Source organism: Pseudoalteromonas sp. KS88 (genome assembly GCF_004766475.1).
Taxonomy (GTDB): Bacteria; Pseudomonadota; Gammaproteobacteria; order Enterobacterales; family Alteromonadaceae; genus Pseudoalteromonas.
In genome coordinates this window covers 1-16,833 of sequence record NZ_PYHV01000011.1, presented here as the reverse complement: position 1 = coordinate 16,833, position 16,833 = coordinate 1, and the positions used below count along the sequence as shown (strand labels likewise).

The 16,833-nt window shown below is 40.6% G+C and carries 17 protein-coding genes and 1 pseudogene; 16 read left to right on the top strand and 2 right to left on the bottom strand.

Annotated features, from left to right (window positions below; translation table 11 throughout):
- The first annotated feature begins 31 nt into the window (after positions 1 to 31).
- The 12 genes from ribF to C7Y70_RS07035 all read left to right on the top strand — a co-directional run bounded on the left by ribF (position 32) and on the right by C7Y70_RS07035 (position 13,318).
- Positions 32 to 958: a bifunctional riboflavin kinase/FAD synthetase gene (gene ribF, locus C7Y70_RS07090; RefSeq protein WP_135473977.1), complete on the top strand. Its 927-nt coding sequence runs from the start codon at positions 32 to 34 to the stop codon at positions 956 to 958.
- A 25-nt stretch (positions 959 to 983) separates the two neighbouring features.
- The gene (gene ileS, locus C7Y70_RS07085) at positions 984 to 3,812 is read left to right on the top strand and encodes an isoleucine--tRNA ligase (protein ID WP_135473975.1); all 2,829 of its coding nucleotides are present in this window, start codon (positions 984 to 986) and stop codon (positions 3,810 to 3,812) included.
- A gap of 9 nt (positions 3,813 to 3,821) precedes the next feature.
- Positions 3,822 to 4,322 carry a signal peptidase II gene (gene lspA, locus C7Y70_RS07080; RefSeq protein WP_099294582.1) on the top strand — a complete coding sequence of 167 codons (501 nt, stop codon included), beginning with the start codon at positions 3,822 to 3,824 and terminating at the stop codon, positions 4,320 to 4,322.
- Positions 4,319 to 4,777, top strand: coding sequence for an FKBP-type peptidyl-prolyl cis-trans isomerase (fkpB, locus tag C7Y70_RS07075; protein WP_135473973.1), 459 nt, complete (start codon positions 4,319 to 4,321; stop codon positions 4,775 to 4,777). The genes lspA and fkpB overlap by 4 nt, the downstream gene beginning before the upstream one ends.
- Positions 4,777 to 5,706: a 4-hydroxy-3-methylbut-2-enyl diphosphate reductase gene (gene ispH / locus C7Y70_RS07070; RefSeq protein WP_135473971.1), complete on the top strand. Its 930-nt coding sequence runs from the start codon at positions 4,777 to 4,779 to the stop codon at positions 5,704 to 5,706. Before fkpB ends, ispH begins: the two co-directional genes overlap by 1 nt.
- A 29-nt stretch (positions 5,707 to 5,735) precedes the next feature.
- Positions 5,736 to 6,767, top strand: coding sequence for a histidine kinase (locus C7Y70_RS07065; RefSeq protein WP_099294588.1), 1,032 nt, complete (start codon positions 5,736 to 5,738; stop codon positions 6,765 to 6,767).
- Positions 6,764 to 7,468, top strand: a complete 705-nt coding sequence (locus tag C7Y70_RS07060; RefSeq protein ID WP_135473969.1) for a LytTR family DNA-binding domain-containing protein — start codon at positions 6,764 to 6,766, stop codon at positions 7,466 to 7,468. Before C7Y70_RS07065 ends, C7Y70_RS07060 begins: the two co-directional genes overlap by 4 nt.
- Before the next feature lie 171 nt (positions 7,469 to 7,639).
- Positions 7,640 to 8,203 (top strand): type IV pilus modification protein PilV, encoded by a 564-nt coding sequence (gene pilV / locus C7Y70_RS07055; RefSeq protein ID WP_099297882.1) that lies wholly within the window; start codon positions 7,640 to 7,642, stop codon positions 8,201 to 8,203.
- A complete protein-coding gene (locus C7Y70_RS07050; RefSeq protein WP_099297880.1) occupies positions 8,204 to 9,202 on the top strand; it encodes a PilW family protein in 999 nt (332 codons plus the stop codon). It abuts the gene before it with no gap.
- Positions 9,190 to 9,672, top strand: coding sequence for a pilus assembly protein PilX (locus tag C7Y70_RS07045; RefSeq protein WP_099297878.1), 483 nt, complete (start codon positions 9,190 to 9,192; stop codon positions 9,670 to 9,672). Before C7Y70_RS07050 ends, C7Y70_RS07045 begins: the two co-directional genes overlap by 13 nt.
- Before the next feature lie 12 nt (positions 9,673 to 9,684).
- On the top strand, positions 9,685 to 12,915 hold the full coding sequence (locus C7Y70_RS07040; RefSeq protein ID WP_135473967.1) for a PilC/PilY family type IV pilus protein: 3,231 nt from the start codon (positions 9,685 to 9,687) through the stop codon (positions 12,913 to 12,915).
- Positions 12,896 to 13,318, top strand: a complete 423-nt coding sequence (locus tag C7Y70_RS07035) for a type IV pilin protein (protein WP_099297874.1) — start codon at positions 12,896 to 12,898, stop codon at positions 13,316 to 13,318. The genes C7Y70_RS07040 and C7Y70_RS07035 overlap by 20 nt, the downstream gene beginning before the upstream one ends.
- Before the next feature lie 14 nt (positions 13,319 to 13,332).
- Here the strand turns inward: C7Y70_RS07035 and C7Y70_RS07030 are convergent, their stop codons facing one another.
- Positions 13,333 to 13,863, bottom strand: coding sequence for a GspH/FimT family pseudopilin (locus C7Y70_RS07030; RefSeq protein ID WP_099297872.1), 531 nt, complete (start codon positions 13,861 to 13,863; stop codon positions 13,333 to 13,335).
- Between the two features lie 74 nt (positions 13,864 to 13,937).
- Complete coding sequence (locus tag C7Y70_RS07025; protein WP_099297870.1) at positions 13,938 to 14,483, bottom strand: GspH/FimT family pseudopilin; 546 nt, start codon at positions 14,481 to 14,483, stop codon at positions 13,938 to 13,940.
- Positions 14,484 to 14,677: 194 nt separating this feature from the next.
- Here C7Y70_RS07025 and glnB point away from each other — a divergent pair, with 194 nt between their 5' ends.
- From glnB to C7Y70_RS07005, 4 genes and pseudogenes are all read left to right on the top strand, one after another.
- Positions 14,678 to 15,016: a nitrogen regulatory protein P-II gene (gene glnB / locus C7Y70_RS07020; RefSeq protein ID WP_058559912.1), complete on the top strand. Its 339-nt coding sequence runs from the start codon at positions 14,678 to 14,680 to the stop codon at positions 15,014 to 15,016.
- Positions 15,017 to 15,193: 177 nt separating this feature from the next.
- A pseudogene (gene tnpA, locus C7Y70_RS07015) lies at positions 15,194 to 15,566 on the top strand (IS200/IS605 family transposase).
- An 80-nt stretch (positions 15,567 to 15,646) separates the two neighbouring features.
- Positions 15,647 to 16,543, top strand: coding sequence for an EamA family transporter (locus tag C7Y70_RS07010; protein ID WP_135473965.1), 897 nt, complete (start codon positions 15,647 to 15,649; stop codon positions 16,541 to 16,543).
- Positions 16,544 to 16,607: 64 nt separating this feature from the next.
- The coding region (locus tag C7Y70_RS07005) for a helix-turn-helix domain-containing protein (protein ID WP_135473963.1) at positions 16,608 to 16,833 on the top strand (226 nt) is incomplete at its 3' end.

Below are 16,833 nucleotides of genomic sequence, written 5' to 3'. Positions count from 1 at the left end.
TCGGGCGGGTTAGCAAAGGCAATTAGGTGGTATGGAGTTAATTAGAGGTATTTACAACATTCGTACGCAGCATAACGGCTGTGTATTAACCATTGGTAATTTTGATGGTGTTCATTTAGGTCATGCCGAAGTTTTAAAAGGCTTGCTGAAAGACGCTAAAAAGCATAATTTGCCAAGCACAGTGATGTTATTCGAACCCCAGCCGCAAGAGTTTTTTGCAAAAAATAACGCACCTGCTCGACTTACACGTTTACGTGATAAACTTAAGCTGCTAGATAATCTTGGTATTGAACGCGTTATTTGTATTAGTTTTAATCAACAATTTGCGAATATGCAAGCAGAGCAGTTTGTTAGTGAAATTTTGATTAATAAGTTAGGCGTAAAAGCATTAACTGTGGGTGATGACTTTAGATTTGGTAAACAGCGTAGAGGTAACTTTAAGTTACTTACCCAAATGGGTGAAGCTGCGCAAATGGACGTGAAAAGCACTGCGAGTTTTCGTCAATTAAATGCTAGAGTAAGCAGCACATTAATACGTGAAGCATTGGCTAACGGTGAACTTGGGCAAGCAAAATTAATGCTTGGTCATAACTACGCTATTTCAGGGCGAGTTATTCATGGTTGGAAACGTGGTCGAGAGCTTGGCTTTAGAACTGCTAACATAGCTTTAAAGCGCCAAGTATGCCCTGTAAACGGGGTGTTTGCAGTGCAAATAACACTGGGTGATAAAACACTGCATGGGGTTGCAAACATTGGTAACAAGCCCACATTTAATGGAACACGCGCATTATTAGAGGTACATTTATTTAGTTTTGCGCAAGATATTTACGGACAGTTTATGCATGTGGAGTTAATAAAAAAACTTCGCGATGAGCAAAAATTCGAGACATTAACACAATTGACGGCACAAATAGCAACTGATGTTGCTGCCGCTAAACAGTGTTTTGGTTTAAATTAGGTAGCCGATACGGAAAGTAGGATTAATGAGCGACTACAAACATACTTTGAATTTACCGGAAACAATGTTTCCAATGCGCGGCAATTTGGCACAACGTGAACCAAAAATGCTTAAAACATGGTATGAAGACGACCTATACGGTCAAATTCGCAACGCTAAAAAAGGTAAGAAAACTTTTATTTTGCATGACGGTCCTCCGTATGCGAACGGCGATATCCATTTAGGCCATTCAGTTAATAAAATATTAAAAGACATTATTGTTAAGGCAAAAACGTTGTCTGACTTCGATGCCCCTTATGTACCAGGTTGGGACTGTCATGGTCTTCCAATTGAACTAATGGTTGAGAAGAAAGTTGGTAAGCCTGGCGTTAAAGTAACTGCGAGCGAATTTCGTGAAAAATGCCGTGCTTACGCTAAAAAGCAAGTTGAAGGCCAAAAGGTTGATTTTAAACGCTTAGGTGTTTTTGCCGATTGGGATAAACCTTACTTAACAATGAATTTTGATTTTGAAGCCAACGCTATTCGCGTGCTTGGTCGCATTATCGAAAAAGGCCATTTACACAAAGGCGCAAAGCCGGTTCATTGGTGTACAGATTGTGGTTCAGCATTAGCTGAAGCAGAAGTAGAATACCAAGATAAACAATCACCCGCTATTGACGTACGCTTTGAGTTTACTGATCAAGCCGCGGTCGTGAACGCATTTGATTTAAAAGCAGGTCATGAAGGTACTGGTACGGTAAGTACAGCTATCTGGACAACAACACCATGGACGCTACCAGCTAACCGAGCTGTTGCTGTTCATGCTGACCTAGAGTATGCCCTTGTTCAAGTTGACGATGAAGGCGCGCAGCAGCGTTTGATCTTAGGCTCAGAGCTTGTCAAAGATGCCATGGACCGTTATGGCTTTAATCATTACCACGTTTTGGGTTATGTAAAAGGTGCTGCAATTGAGAACTTACACGTTGCGCATCCATTTTATGACTTTAACGTGCCTGTTATTGTTGCTGAACACGTAACCACAGATTCTGGTACAGGTATTGTTCATACAGCACCAGGACATGGTCAGGAAGATTTCGTGGCAGGTTTACAGTACGGCCTAGAAGTTGCCAATCCGGTGGGTGCTAATGGCGTATATCTACCTGATACAGAGTTATTTGCAGGTCAGCATGTATTTAAAGCTAATGCGAGCGTTATAGATGTGCTTACTGAGCGTAATGCACTAATGCATCACCATGCACTAACGCATAGCTACCCGCATTGCTGGCGTCATAAAACGCCGATTATTTTCCGTGCAACACCTCAGTGGTTTGTCAGCATGGATCAGGCTAATTTGCGTCAAGACTCGTTATCTGAAATTAAAAATACCCAGTGGTTACCTGAGTGGGGCGAAAGCCGCATTGCAAACATGGTAGAAGGGCGCCCTGACTGGTGTATTTCACGCCAACGTACTTGGGGTGTGCCAATCGCGTTATTCGTAGACAAAGACACCGGTGCATTGCACCCTAATACGCAATCACTGATTGAAGAAGCTGCTAAACTGGTTGAAAAATCAGGTATTCAAGCTTGGTATGACTTAGACCCTGCAACACTATTAGGTGAAGCTGATGCTCAGCAATACATGAAAGTGCAAGATACACTTGATGTATGGTTTGACTCAGGCGTGACACATGCTTGTGTTGTTGATGCGCGTGAAGAGTTAACTGGCCCAGCTGATTTATACCTAGAGGGATCGGATCAGCATCGAGGTTGGTTTATGTCATCAATGATGACGTCAGTTGCAATTAATGGTCATGCACCTTATCGCCAAGTACTTACGCACGGTTTCACCGTGGATGAGAATGGTCGTAAGATGTCAAAATCATTAGGCAATGTTATTTCTCCGCAAAATGTGATGAACAAACTAGGCGCTGATATTTTACGCTTGTGGGTTGCTTCAACGGATTACACTGCTGAAATGACCGTCTCTGATGAAATTTTTAAGCGTTCAGCAGATCGTTACCGTCGCATTCGTAACACCAGCCGCTACTTATTGGCTAACTTAAGTGGCTTTGATCCAAAAACAGATCAAGTTGCTATTGAAGACATGGTTGAGCTTGACCGTTGGATTGTGAGTCGTGCGGCACAGCTACAAGATGAAATTGTCACGGCTTATGATAGCTACCAAATGCTACAAGTGACGCAAAAGCTGATGAACTTCTGTACAGGTGAGCTTGGTTCGTTCTACTTGGATGTAATCAAAGACCGTCAATACACAGCTAAAAGTGACAGCCACGCTCGTCGTTCTTGTCAAACTGCGCTTTATCATATTGCAGAGGCAATGACGCGCTGGATGGCACCAATAATGAGCTTTACAGCTCAAGAAATTTGGGAAGCTTTACCTGGTGAACGTGGGCAATACGTGTTTACGTCGGTTTGGTATGATGGCTTAGAGACAGTAAGTGAAGGTCAGTTTAGCAATGATGATTGGCTCACTATCTTAACTGTTCGTGATGAAGTGAACCGCGTTCTAGAAGCTGCACGTAAAGAAGAAACTATAGGTGCAACATTGCAAGCAGATGTAAGCATTTATACGACAGCTGAACTTGCTCAAAAGCTAGCCGCTTTAGGTGATGAGTTACGCTTTGTATTATTAACATCAAAGGTAACGGTTACAGTAGTCGATGCACAGCCTGATGAGACTCATGCAACTGAAATCGAAGGGTTATACATTAGCGTTGCGGCAACGGATGCACAAAAATGTGAACGTTGTTGGCATTACTGTGATGATGTAGGAAGTAATCCTGCTCATCCTGAAATCTGTGGTCGTTGTGTAAGCAACGTAGATGGCGAAGGCGAAACTCGTCAATTCGCATAGGAGTAGTAAGTGAGCAAGCTAGCCCAAAAAAGTGGTTTAGTGTGGCTTTGGTTGAGTCTGCTATTTTTAGTAGCAGACTTCGCTAGTAAAACACTGGTCGTGAATACTATGAATCTTAGAGATTCAATTGATATCTTACCGTTTTTTAATCTAACTTATGTACATAACTACGGTGCGGCATTTAGTTTTTTGAGTGACGAAAGCGGTTGGCAGCGTTGGTTTTTAAGTGCAATCGCAATCACGATTAGCGCACTATTAATTTGGTGGTTAAAGCGCTTGCCTGCATCAAATAAAGTCTTGTGTGGTGCTTATTCTTTAGTATTAGCTGGTGCGATAGGTAATCTTTACGATCGTATGTATTACGGCTACGTTATCGACTTTTTACATTTCTATTATGAAAACTGGCACTTCCCTGCGTTCAATATTGCTGATAGCGCAATTTGTGTCGGTGCTGCGTTGTTATTATTTGATGCCTTTACTGGCGAAAGTCCAAAGGAGCATAAAGCATGAGCCAAACAGTTATTACTGAAAACTCAGAAGTCATTTTTCATTTTTCAATAAAGCTATCTGATGGCTCTGCGGCTGACTCGACCAAGGTCCATAACAAGCCAGCAAAGCTTGTGATGGGGGATGGTAGCTTAACTGCTAATTTTGAAAAGTGTTTATTTGGTTTAGCACCAGGCGATAGTAAATCATTTGAACTAGAGCCTGAAGACGCGTTTGGTCAGCCAAACCCAGATAACATTTATTATGTTGACCGTAGCAAATTTGGTTCTGAGACTCCTGCGACTGTTGGTTCTATTATTGCGTTTACTCAACCTGATGGTACCGAGTTACCAGGACTTGTTCGTGAAGTGCAAGGCGAGTCAGTTACTATCGACTTTAATCACCCTCTTGCAGGTCAGAAACTGACTTTTGAAGTGGAAATTTTAGAAGTTGATAATACGGCTAAGGTAAGTGATTAATGGATATTTTATTAGCTAACCCGCGTGGTTTTTGTGCCGGTGTTGACCGTGCTATTAGCATTGTAGAACGCGCGCTGGATATTTTTGAAAAACCAATTTATGTACGTCATGAAGTTGTTCATAACCGTTATGTAGTGGATGGTTTAAAGCGGCGCGGCGCGGTGTTTGTTGAAGAACTCGATCAAGTGCCCGACGACAGTATTGTTATCTTTAGTGCTCACGGTGTATCGCAAGCTGTTCGCAGCGAGGCTAAGCGTCGAGAATTAAAAGTATTTGATGCAACCTGCCCACTTGTTACTAAAGTGCATATGGAAGTAACTCGTGCAAGTAGAAAGGGGACTGAATGTGTGCTTATTGGCCATCATGGGCACCCCGAAGTTGAAGGCACAATGGGGCAATATGGCAACAGTGAAGGCGGTATCTATCTTGTCGAAACTGTTGAGGATGTCGCTAACCTAACAGTTAAAAACCCCGATAATTTATTTTACTGTAGCCAAACAACGCTCTCGGTTGATGACACTGCTGATGTTATTGACGCACTTCGTGTTAAGTACCCTGTCATTGATGGTCCAAGAAAAGATGACATATGTTATGCCACACAAAATCGTCAAGATGCTGTGCGTGACCTAGCAGATAAAGTAGATGTGCTTTTAGTTGTGGGTGCCAAAAACAGCTCAAACTCTAATCGCTTACGTGAACTTGCTGATAAAATGGGCACAGTGGCTTATTTGATTGACGATGCAAGCAGTGTTGAAGATGCATGGTTTGACGGTACAAATAGCGTTGGTGTTACAGCAGGCGCATCAGCTCCTGAGGTGCTTGTACAACAAGTTATTAGTCGTTTAAAAGAACTCGGTGGCAAACAGGTAATAGAAAATCCAGGCGAAGAGGAAAATATCGTATTCGCTGTACCTGTGGAGTTACGTTAATTACGTAAATATGCAAAGGAGAAGGTCCAATGAGCAAGTCAATGCAACCCAATGCGTTGCTTTTTGGACCTCTTTTTACTGAAAGAGGTGTACTTGCTACGTTAGTGGTTGGCCAAGTTATTGCAACGATACTTGCCTTTGCCCCCACAGCATCACATGGTACTTGGGTTCGTCTTGGAATTATCAGCCTTTTTATACAACTTACCTTTCTACTTAGCCTGAGTGCGCTTTATCTAACACGTAACCTACTGAGTAGGCATTCTCAACTTGTACAAAGCATAAGCTTATTTTTGTCATTAATTATGACTACCATACTAATGAGTATATTAGCTATAACCATGATTGACGGTATCGTCGATATTGCAAAGCCATGGATATTTGTATCTCATAATTTGTTGATTGTATTTTTAGTTGCCTGTTTATTTGTTCAATTTCTGACAATATATTTTGAAAAACACAAGCAAACACAATCACTTGCAAGAGCAGAGCTAGATGCATTGCAAGCCCGTATTCGTCCACATTTTTTATATAATAGTCTCAATACCGCTGCAGAGCTAACACAGTGCGATCCAGACGCAGCAGAGAATGCTATTTTAGCGTTAGCTGCATTATCACAAGCAGCTCTCAAAGCAGGTAAAGGAGTAACACTACAAGATGAAATAGCTCTGACGAAGCAATATATTAGTCTTGAAAGTTGGCGTTTTGGTGAACGATTAAAAGTGAATTGGGAATTGCCAGGTTCACTTCCTGATATCAGTATTCCTTGTTTAACGTTGCAGCCGATAATCGAAAATGCAATTTGTTACGGGGTAGAGCCATTTTCAAAAGGTTCGCAAATAAATGTTCTATCAAATGTGAGTAAGCAGTCCATCACGTTTATAGTTGAAAACCAGATACCAACAACAGAGCATGAGCGTACAGGAAATGGCATGGCACTTGATAATATTCGTCAGCGTTTAAACTTGTATTATAAAGGTAGAGCTACATTGAATATAAGTGCTCGCAATTCGACCTTTAGAGTTAAGCTGGTACTTCCGTTGTTCAGTGAGAGGAAAGTATGAAGGCACTGATAGTAGATGACGAACCGTTAGCGAGAATAAGAGTTCAGCGCTTGCTAAGTAATATGAGTGAATATTCAGCTTTTGAACAAGCCTGTAATGGTCAAGAAGCGCTGGAGTTGGCCAATTCTTTTAGTCCTGACATTGTATTTTTAGATATTGATATGCCCCAAATGAGTGGTTTAGAAGTGGCTGAAAAACTGAATGAGTTTACTCTTCCGCCAGCAGTTGTATTTATTACTGCACACCCTGAGCATGCACTAGATGCACTGCAATTATCAGCAGTTGGGTATTTAGTTAAGCCTGTTACCAAAGATTCAGTTGAAAAGCTAACTGCCCAGTTAGGCCGGTTAAATCGGGCGCATCTTCAAGCCCAAAGATCTAAATCAATCAGCTATCAAAGTGGCGGCACTATTAAAACAGTCCAAATTCAAGATGTATATTTTCTGTCTGCTGAGGATAAATATACCCGTATAGTATTTAGTGGAGGGGAGGCATTAATCGATCAAAGTTTAAAGCAAATAGAACAAGACTATCCATCCTCCTTCTTGAGGACTCATCGTAAAGTACTGGCGAATAAAGAACGAATTTCGGCATTAAAAACACATAGCGATGGAACACATACAGTACAAATTAATGGTTGTGCACACGAATTGGTAGTGAGTAGGCGTGAATATAAAGTTGTTAAATCTTTTCTATCTTAAGTAACCTGAACTCTGGATAATAAATNNTTAATATCAATACATTAGTATATCTCTTAACCAGAGTTCAGGTTAAGTACCGTTTATCAGTTAAATCTACCGCTCATCTACCTACCTCTTGTATTTCAAATAAGGTCAATTAATCTTACTGTAAGTAATTTTTTTGGCGCTATTATGTCTAATTTATCACCTAAATCGATACGCGGTTTCACTTTAGTGGAAGTGTTAATTGCGTTTATAATTTTAAGCTTTGGACTATTGGGTGCAGTGGCATTGCAGGCAAAAGCAAAGCAAGCAAGCTTTGATGCTATGCAGCGCTCAGCAGCAATAGCACTTGGCAATGATATTATTCAGCGGATGCGTGCAAATGACGATGCAGGATTAACAGCGCGCTATAATGGTAACTTTACAAGTGATGACAAATTAAACAAACAGTTACGCTGCTATTCAAATGTGTGTACGGCCGCTGAAATTGCAGCACTTGATAAGCAACAATGGATTCGCGCAATTCAAGCACGTGAGAACACAGGTGCGCTTGATGATGCAACAGTGTGTATTAACAACCAAGCTGATGCTGCAAGGGGCAGTAACGCATTTAACCTTGAAGTAATCATTAGTTGGCAAGGGCGCCAAGAATATACTGCTACTGGTGACACCGCAGCGATTAAATGTGGTGCCAACAATAAAAAGCGCAGAGTCGTTGTGCTAACAAGTTTTATGTATTTGAGGGCATCTTAAATGAAGCAAAAAGGGTTTACTCTAGTTGAGATGATGGTCGCTTTATTTGTAGGTGGCTTAGTATTAGGTGGCGTCATGTTTACTTACGTGAGTATGAAAGTAACCACCCGAGACACCATGACCATCGGTGAATTACAGGAAACTGGCCGCTTGGCTTTGAGTATAATGCAGCGCGATATAGAACAAATTGGTTTTTGGGGCACGTTTTATGAAGATTCATTTTCAGCAGACAATACAATTGTTGCAGGCAGTGCTAGTAACCCGGCCGGGGATTGCACCGAAGGGCTGAATAATAAAAGTTTCCCAGATAATAGTGTTAATTCTAATTTCCGACTTATTTATGCTATTGAATCAAGCGGTGGTGCCCAGCTAAATTGTATTTCAAACGCACAAGATAATACTGATGTTTTGCAGCTCAAGTTTTTAGAAGGGTTGCAAATAGACACCACAGATGCTGTACAAAATAACAACGGCAATTATTATTTTATTGCTCAGCAAGAGTGGGGGGAGTTTACTCGCGGTCCTGCTAATCCAGCCAACCCAAACTCAACCGTGTGGCGGTATCGTCATCACGTATATTACATTGATGAACAGACTTATAAGGTAAATAAGCAAGATCTAACAATCCCCGTGTTGATGCGTAAAAGGCTAACCCCTAAAGGGGGGATGATCACCGAAACTATTATGGAAGGTGTTGAAAATATGCGCTTTTTGTTTGGTTTAGATACTAACTTTGACAGCCGAATCGATACATATCGTAGTGTTGAAAATATGACAGCATCAGACTGGGAAAATCGCCGTGGCATTTTAACTGTTCAGGTGTTTCTGTTAGTAAGATCACTCCAGCCAGATGCTGACCTTAATCAAGTGAATCAAACATACACCTTAGGTGAAGATGCAAATCAACGCGTTTTGAAGTTCAATGATCGTTTTCGTCGGGCTTTGTTTACCACCACGATACGCTTAAACAATGTAGGAGCTAGTCAATGGCGAATTTAACCTTAGCAAACAACCAACGCGGTGTTGTTTTAATTGCTGCGCTTATTATGGTCGTTGCTGTGACAGGCATTGCAGTTACGCTGATGAGCAGTGCAAGTGTTGATATAAAAATTACCAACGCTGCATTAGAGCGAGAAGAAGCTGAGAATATCTTAATGGGGAATGTACAAAAGGTAATTGCGACAGAGGCGCAAAAAGGTGGAACAAGTAAGTTATTGTTTACACAAGCGCAAATTCCAGACGGTTCAATCCCACTCACACAAATTGACGACACAGCGAGTGAATTAAGTAACCTTAATAATGGCGCGCTTGATCTGCCTTGTCCGCGAGATTATGACTTCACAGCGGGCATTGCATGTAACATGATTCAAATAAATTCAACGATTACTTATGGTTCAAAGAGTAAGCACACCATAACGGTAACCACTGGAATAGCACAGCAAATGGCTAGCCTAAATACTGGCGGTTAAGTGAGATTAAAAATGAAGATAAAACAGTTAATTATTAAGTCGGTATATATTGTTTTTGCGTGCTTTAGTTTTTTTAGTGTGGCTGAAGATATCGAGTTATATGTAAATCATGAGGTTGAGCTCGATGAAAAACCACGGGTGTTACTTGTGTTTGATACATCGGGGAGTATGGCGTGGAGTGTGGTTGATGGCAAAAGCCAAACTTGCTATAGAAGAGTGAAAAAAAATAAGTTTGAACGTGGAGATTGTTTTAAAAGCTTAGATACTTACACTTGGAAGGAGCAGTGTTATATCGTTAGAAGTGGATACTATCGAGCTGAGTGTGATGACACTCGATTAGGCGTTGCGAAAAAAGCGATCACGCAGTTAATTAGTGATAACGATGATATTGAGTTTGGTCTTATGCGCTTTAATGGCAGTGCTGGTGGTTATGTCTTAGCAAAGTTAGGGGCAACAAAATCTTTTCTACTTGATAAAGTAGATAATTTGCCTGCAAGCGGAAGTACACCGCTTACCGAGACTTTGTGGGAAGCCTACCTTTATATCACAGGTCAAGGCGTCTATTATGGTGGAAATACTACTGACAGGGATTATACAGCAGAGTCTTCTGGTATTTATAAGTCTCCATTTAAGCCAATTACTGGTGAGCCACTGCGCTGTGATAACAGTATTAACATTATTTTGATGACTGATGGCGACCCAACCAGCGATTCAAACAGAAATAGCGATATTAAGAATTTACACAATTATTATTTTACTGCCAACCCACCTGTAGTGAGTAACAGCTATTTAACCGCACTGTCTAAGGTGATCAATGGAACAAAAGACGTAGAGATTGACTTATATTCACCCACAACGAAAACGCGTGAATTCGGTCGAATCTACCCAATTGGTTTTGGTACCGGGATGAGTAACGCAGGTAAAAACTTATTATCTGAAGCAGCAAAGTATGGTGGTGGGCAATATTTGCACGCAGACACAGCAGAGCAATTATCTGAAGCACTTAAAAATACCATTACGCGTATTCGCGAAGTAAACGACACATTTACCTCACCTTCAATTGCCAGTAATAATGTTGACCAAACACGTAGTCGTGATTCTATCTACTACGCAATGTTTTACCCTGACAGTGGCGCTCGTTGGCGTGGTAATTTAAAAAAGCTTAAAGTTTCAGGCACTCAAATTATTGACTCTGCAAACCTGCAAGCTCTTAACTCGGAAGGTTTAATTGATAAAGGTGCACGCACATTTTGGTTACCTAGTACTGCTGCTGCAGATGGTAATTCAGTTGAAAATGGCGGGGTTAACTTGATGCTTTCAACTACCGCAAATAGTGGTCGCAATTTATACACGGATGCAGGAACCGCGGGGCTTATCGCATTTAATAAGAATGCAGTATCATCAGCTTATGGTGGTGATGCTAAAGCGGCTAAAGCATTTGGTGTTGATCAGGGTGAACTTAAAAACACGATTGATTGGGCCCGAGGCATAGATGTAGATAACGAAGATGGAGACGCTTCAAGCAGCGACCAACGGCTAGATATCTTTGGTGATCCTTTACATTCTAAACCTGTTACAGTTGACTATGGCAATGACGATGTAAGAATTCTTATTGGCACTAACGCTGGGTTTTTACATATGTTCAAAGACAGTGGTAACACAGTCAGTGAAAGTTGGGCGTTCATACCCAGTAGCCTGTATGGCATTATTGACCCCATTCGTAAAAATGCTGCCGATACTAAAAAATACGGTGTTGATGGCCCAATTACGATCTATTTTGATGACTCAAACCGTGATGGCATCGTAAACGGTAGCGATAAAGTGTGGGCTTTCTTTGGCATGCGTCGTGGAGGTAATAACTATTATGGTTTAAATATTACCGATCCAGATAACCCAAGTTTAATGTGGGGTGGGCCAATCCAGGGAGGCACTGGGAGCTTCACTGAGTTAGCGCAAACATGGTCTGCACCGACGGTTTCTTTTATAAAAGCATTTGGTGATGAGCCTGTGCTAATATTTGGAGCTGGTTACGATATTAATAAAGATACCGTAATACTTGGAGATGATAGCAAAGGTCGCGGTATTTATATCGTAAAAGCCTCTGACGGTACCTTGTTATGGGAATTAACCCCTAAAAAAGGCTTTAAAGGTAAAAATAGCATTGCAGCGTCAGTAACTCCACTGGATTCAGATTACGATGGTTATATTGATCGTATTTATGCAACAGATACTAGCGGCAGCATTTGGCGAGTTGACATGCCAAGCAACAAAACAAGTGAGTGGAGTCATTTTGAGTTCGCAAAACTAAATGGTTCAACGAATGCGCTTGATAGACGTTTCTTTTATAAACCCATGATTGCTCGCACTATGTATAGCAAGGTGACGAACACAACCTATAATGGAAAAACGATTGTTACTCGAAAAGACACGCCATTTGATGCTGTTTTAGTTGGCAGTGGTAATCGCTCAAATCCAATTGGCACTGTTACTAAAGATCAGCTCTATATGATTAGAGATGTAAATACGCTAACCAAGTCATTTAAGGGTTTAGATATTCCAGATACAATCACTGTTTCAGATTTAATGAATGTCAATGATGACCCTTTTGGTAATTCTCTGGACGATATCGACACGTTTGTTAAAAATGAAATAAAGTTAAGTAAGCAATCTGGCTGGTACTATGATTTGCCCGCTAGCGGTGAAAAGTCTCTAGCGGCTGCTACAGTGGTTGGGGGAGTTGCTTATTACACTAGTTACACGCCAGCTTCAGCCACAGAAACCATTAATCAATGTTCATTAACTGGCGGTTCCGGTTCATTGTATGCCTTTCATTTGCACTATGGGACTAAAGTGTATGATCAGTTAAGATTTACAACAAGTAATGACGTGCCAGATACCCCTCAACTTTATTTTGGTAGTGCTGATAGTTGTGTCGATAGTAACTCTAATGGGTATTGTGACGGTATGGGCGATGACGGAGAAGATGGAGGAAATGATAAGAATAAAAAGGTAGAAACAACAAGCCAATTTTTAATGATTGGGCCAGGTATAAAAGAGAGTGACAGCTCTGATTTAAGTGCACAAAATCCGTTTATTCCGAAAAAAATAAAAGGACCTGGCATTTCATTCGATGAAGATGGCAATATTGATTTGGTTGACAGTGCAGTTCCTATCGGTTTTGGCTTTAATACCCAGCAGACTTTCATATATAAGCGAGAAGTGAATGATAATAAAGACAAGTAAACAACAAGGGTTCACGCTCATTGAGCTAATGATAGCGGTTGCGATTGTAGGCATTATAGCTTCTGTCGCCATACCGAGTTATTTTGAACATGTTAAGCGAACGGCACGCACAGAGGCTATAACGACCTTGCTGGATGCTGCAAACAGACAGGAGCAATTCTTTGTTGATAACCGAGAATACACCAATGATTTAGATAATCTAGGTGTTGTATCGCCAACTGAGCATGGCTTTTATACAATTACTGTTGAAGTGGATAACGATGCAGGTACTTTTAGCTTTGAGGCGACCCCCGCTGACGGGCCACCTTTAAAAGATGATGAATGCAAAACTTTCGTTATTAACGACGCGGGCCTTAAAACAGCAACACCTAGTACTAATAGTGCTAAATGCTGGGGGAATTAAGAATGAGAATAGCTTTACTCTAAGCACTTTTCTGTATTTCTTATTTTTGTTCTGCCTGTGTAACTTATCGATATAGCAAGCCCTGCGTGGCTTGCTTTTTCGTATTCGGGGCAGTAAACAAACGTACCATTATGAAAGCCCATAGGTGTTCCATCGTTACGAAATGTTAAATACGTTCTAGGGTAAGTTAGTTTATCTTGTAGGTGTGTTGCATCAACATTTAAAAGAGCAACATCATCGTCGTCAAGTACACCTAACTTATTTGAATCTGTGAATACGGTTAGCTCTTTGTGCCATTGGTTTGCTTCGCATTTATTGTGCTTAAGTGCACATAAGGTCACGTTTGAACCGTGCGAAACCGCACTTAATCGCGAAAGCCCAACGGCTCGATTAATTTTTGCTATGTGGTTGTCTAGTCTGTTTTCGATGATTAATGGCTGATAGTTATATAGCGCGATATGGCACATTATCGCAATGATACTTAATACCACCATGCTCTCGATTAAAGAGGTGCCCTGACTTTGCTTGTTGCGAATAACCTTCATCCATGAAGACCTGAATTGTGACAGTTATATTAAACTTAGCTGACCCTATTTTAGATGCAAGGTGATCTGCTTAATTAATTGCACTTACTGTCGGTATCGCCATTATAAAGCGTAGTGCCAGACTGCGTGATGGTAAGCGCTTTATTGTTTTCATTGTCATTATTAGGGCAGTAAACAAAGGTGCCCGCTGCCGTTGTAATGCGACCACTGGCATCAAATATAATCGATTTGTCACCTGAGAAGCTAAGACGACTATTATCAGGGATTTCGTCAAGAGCTCTTAAGATCACATCTCCTTGTTTTGGGTTTTGTACGCCATTGCTGTTACTGTCATAGAACACAAATACTGTCCCAGATGTCCAGCTGTTAGTGCAGGGGACGCGCTTGTTGTTTGCAATATTGCTGGAATCGCCACTACATACAACAACGAGGGCGTCAGTACTTGTCGCTTTCGCTCTGGCAAAAGTAAGGGTGCGTTTTAAGTCCAACAAATAATTTTCAGCTTGGTTTTCTTCTAACATATTGCTGCTGTTCCAAAATGCAATAGCAGCGATGATGCCGACTATTGAAATAGTGACCATCAGCTCTAAAAGTGTAAAGCCGCGTTGTATTTTTTTCATTCTACACCTCTAAGTACAGATCAAATTGTGATTAACTAACGCCGATAGCGGATGTAATATTTTTGTGATTATTATATTTTAGTTAATGATACCATTGTTGGTGATTAAATCCCCGTTATTCAATTGCTTTGTTTGCTATGAACAGCAGGATTGTCTAAAATCGACTCAATAAGAATTTAAAGTAGCAATAAAAAATGAAGAAAATAGAAGCAATTATTAAGCCGTTCAAACTGGACGATGTGCGTGAAGCTTTGTCAGAAGTCGGTATTACAGGTATGACAGTAAGCGAAGTAAAAGGCTTTGGTCGTCAAAAAGGGCATACTGAGCTATATCGCGGTGCAGAATATATGGTTGATTTTTTACCAAAGGTAAAATTAGATATAGTACTTGGTGATGAAGATGTTGACCGTGCGATTGAAGTTATTGTGAAAACGGCGCAAACTGGTAAGATAGGCGATGGTAAGATTTTTGTAACTGATGTTGAACGCGTTGTGCGTATCCGTACTGCGGAAGAAGACGAAGACGCAATTTAACTTCAACCAAGTAATTAAATAATAAGAAAGGCGCTATTTCAAATTAGTGCCTTTTTTATTTTAAGCCCCTGCTTCAACTACTTGAGTAGCTGGTTATCATTAAATATTCTTTGCCTGTAAAAAGTACTCAAGTTAATTCCGTAGTTGGTTTTTAGCCAAGTCAAAACAGGAAAAAGCATGATCAGATACGAAAAAGCACCGAATGTGTATTCGCTATGCCAAAATCATATAGTTTAGACACCTAAATATAGATTTAGTATTCTTGAAAATAAAGTGATTAGAGCTGTATACAGGTCTAATATGAACAGCTTGGGTGAAAGTTGTTGGGCTAAATCTACATATAGACAACGTACATTTAGTCGTTAAGTGCCCCCAAAGGGGCCAATTTCAAATTTAATGGGTGTATTGAAAGGTAAAATAGCGTTAAAAATGTTTAGTAAATACCCACATTTAATAAAGAAAAAAGTGAGGGTAATTACTTTTGGTTGCTAGGGCATTGCTTACTACGGTAGGCATAAGCGAAAAGGTAATCCAAAGCTACTTTCTTTAGAATAAATATATTTTCACATATTGACCTCAACCCAAGTTAAGGTTTTAACCTTGCATTTCTTAAATATACAAAGGAATGAAATGAATATCCTCCTCGCCATGATCCCTGCTTTTTTATGGGGCACTACGTATGCGGTAACTAAGTATGCAACACCCGACTGGCCACCTATTTTACTCGGTGCTATACGGTCATTGCCTGCCGGTTTATTGTTGTTGCTGTTTAAACCTTCTTGGCCAACGGCTAAACAATGGCCAGGCATTTTTCTAATCGGCACAATTAATATTGCGTTATTTTTTAGCTTTATTTTTGTAATGGCAATTAACCTACCTGCAGCTATTGCAGGCGTTGGAATGGTATCTGTCCCTGTGATTGCATTATTATATGCATGGCTTGTAAAGCGACAACAGCCAGCGCTAGTGCAAAGCTTTTGTGCGCTTGCTTTAGTCGTTTTAGCATGGCGTTTATTTGATCCACAACATGTTGCGCTTAATGTATTGGGAGTTTTGGCACTGATAGGGGCGCTATTAACCATTGTTATAGGCAGTACGCTGGTAAAAAAAGTAACTGCTAAAGTACACTGGTGGACGGTACTTACGTGGCAGCTAATCATTGGTGGCAGTTTGCTAGCAATGGCGGCTATGGTGCAAGCTTTTTATTTTACTCCTCAGCAGTATCAATTTTTAACTGCATCAATAAATACCACGCAATGGCTGGCGTTATTTTGGTTGGTGGTCCCTAATACTGCTTTGGCTTACATTCTATATGTTTGGTTATTAGGGCGAATGTCAGTAGTTGAATTTACTTTTGGCACTATAGCCAACCCAATTGCCGGTATTTTATGTGCAGGAATATTAATTAACGAGCAGTATGCAAGTTGGCAATATGCAATTATGTTATTGATGATTGTGTTTTCGGTTTTGCCACAAGGCTTGGACTTAATAAAACGAAGAATGATGATACAAGAAGCCCGCAATTAAGCGGGCTTTTCATGACTGTATTTTGTCTTGTCCTGAAATGTGTTTACACATTTAGGACTTATTTATGAAGACCACCGAAACTAAAGGCACTAAGCGTACTCAACGAGATTATACATTGGGCTTTAAACTATCCATTGTTGAGCTGGTAGAAAAAGGCGACTTTACGTATAAACAAGCTCAAAAACACTATGGTATTCAAGGTCGCAGCACCGTTCTTGTATGGCTAAGAAAATATGGTAAATTAGATTGGTCTACACCAACTTATATGACCGATATGCCTAAATCAAAAG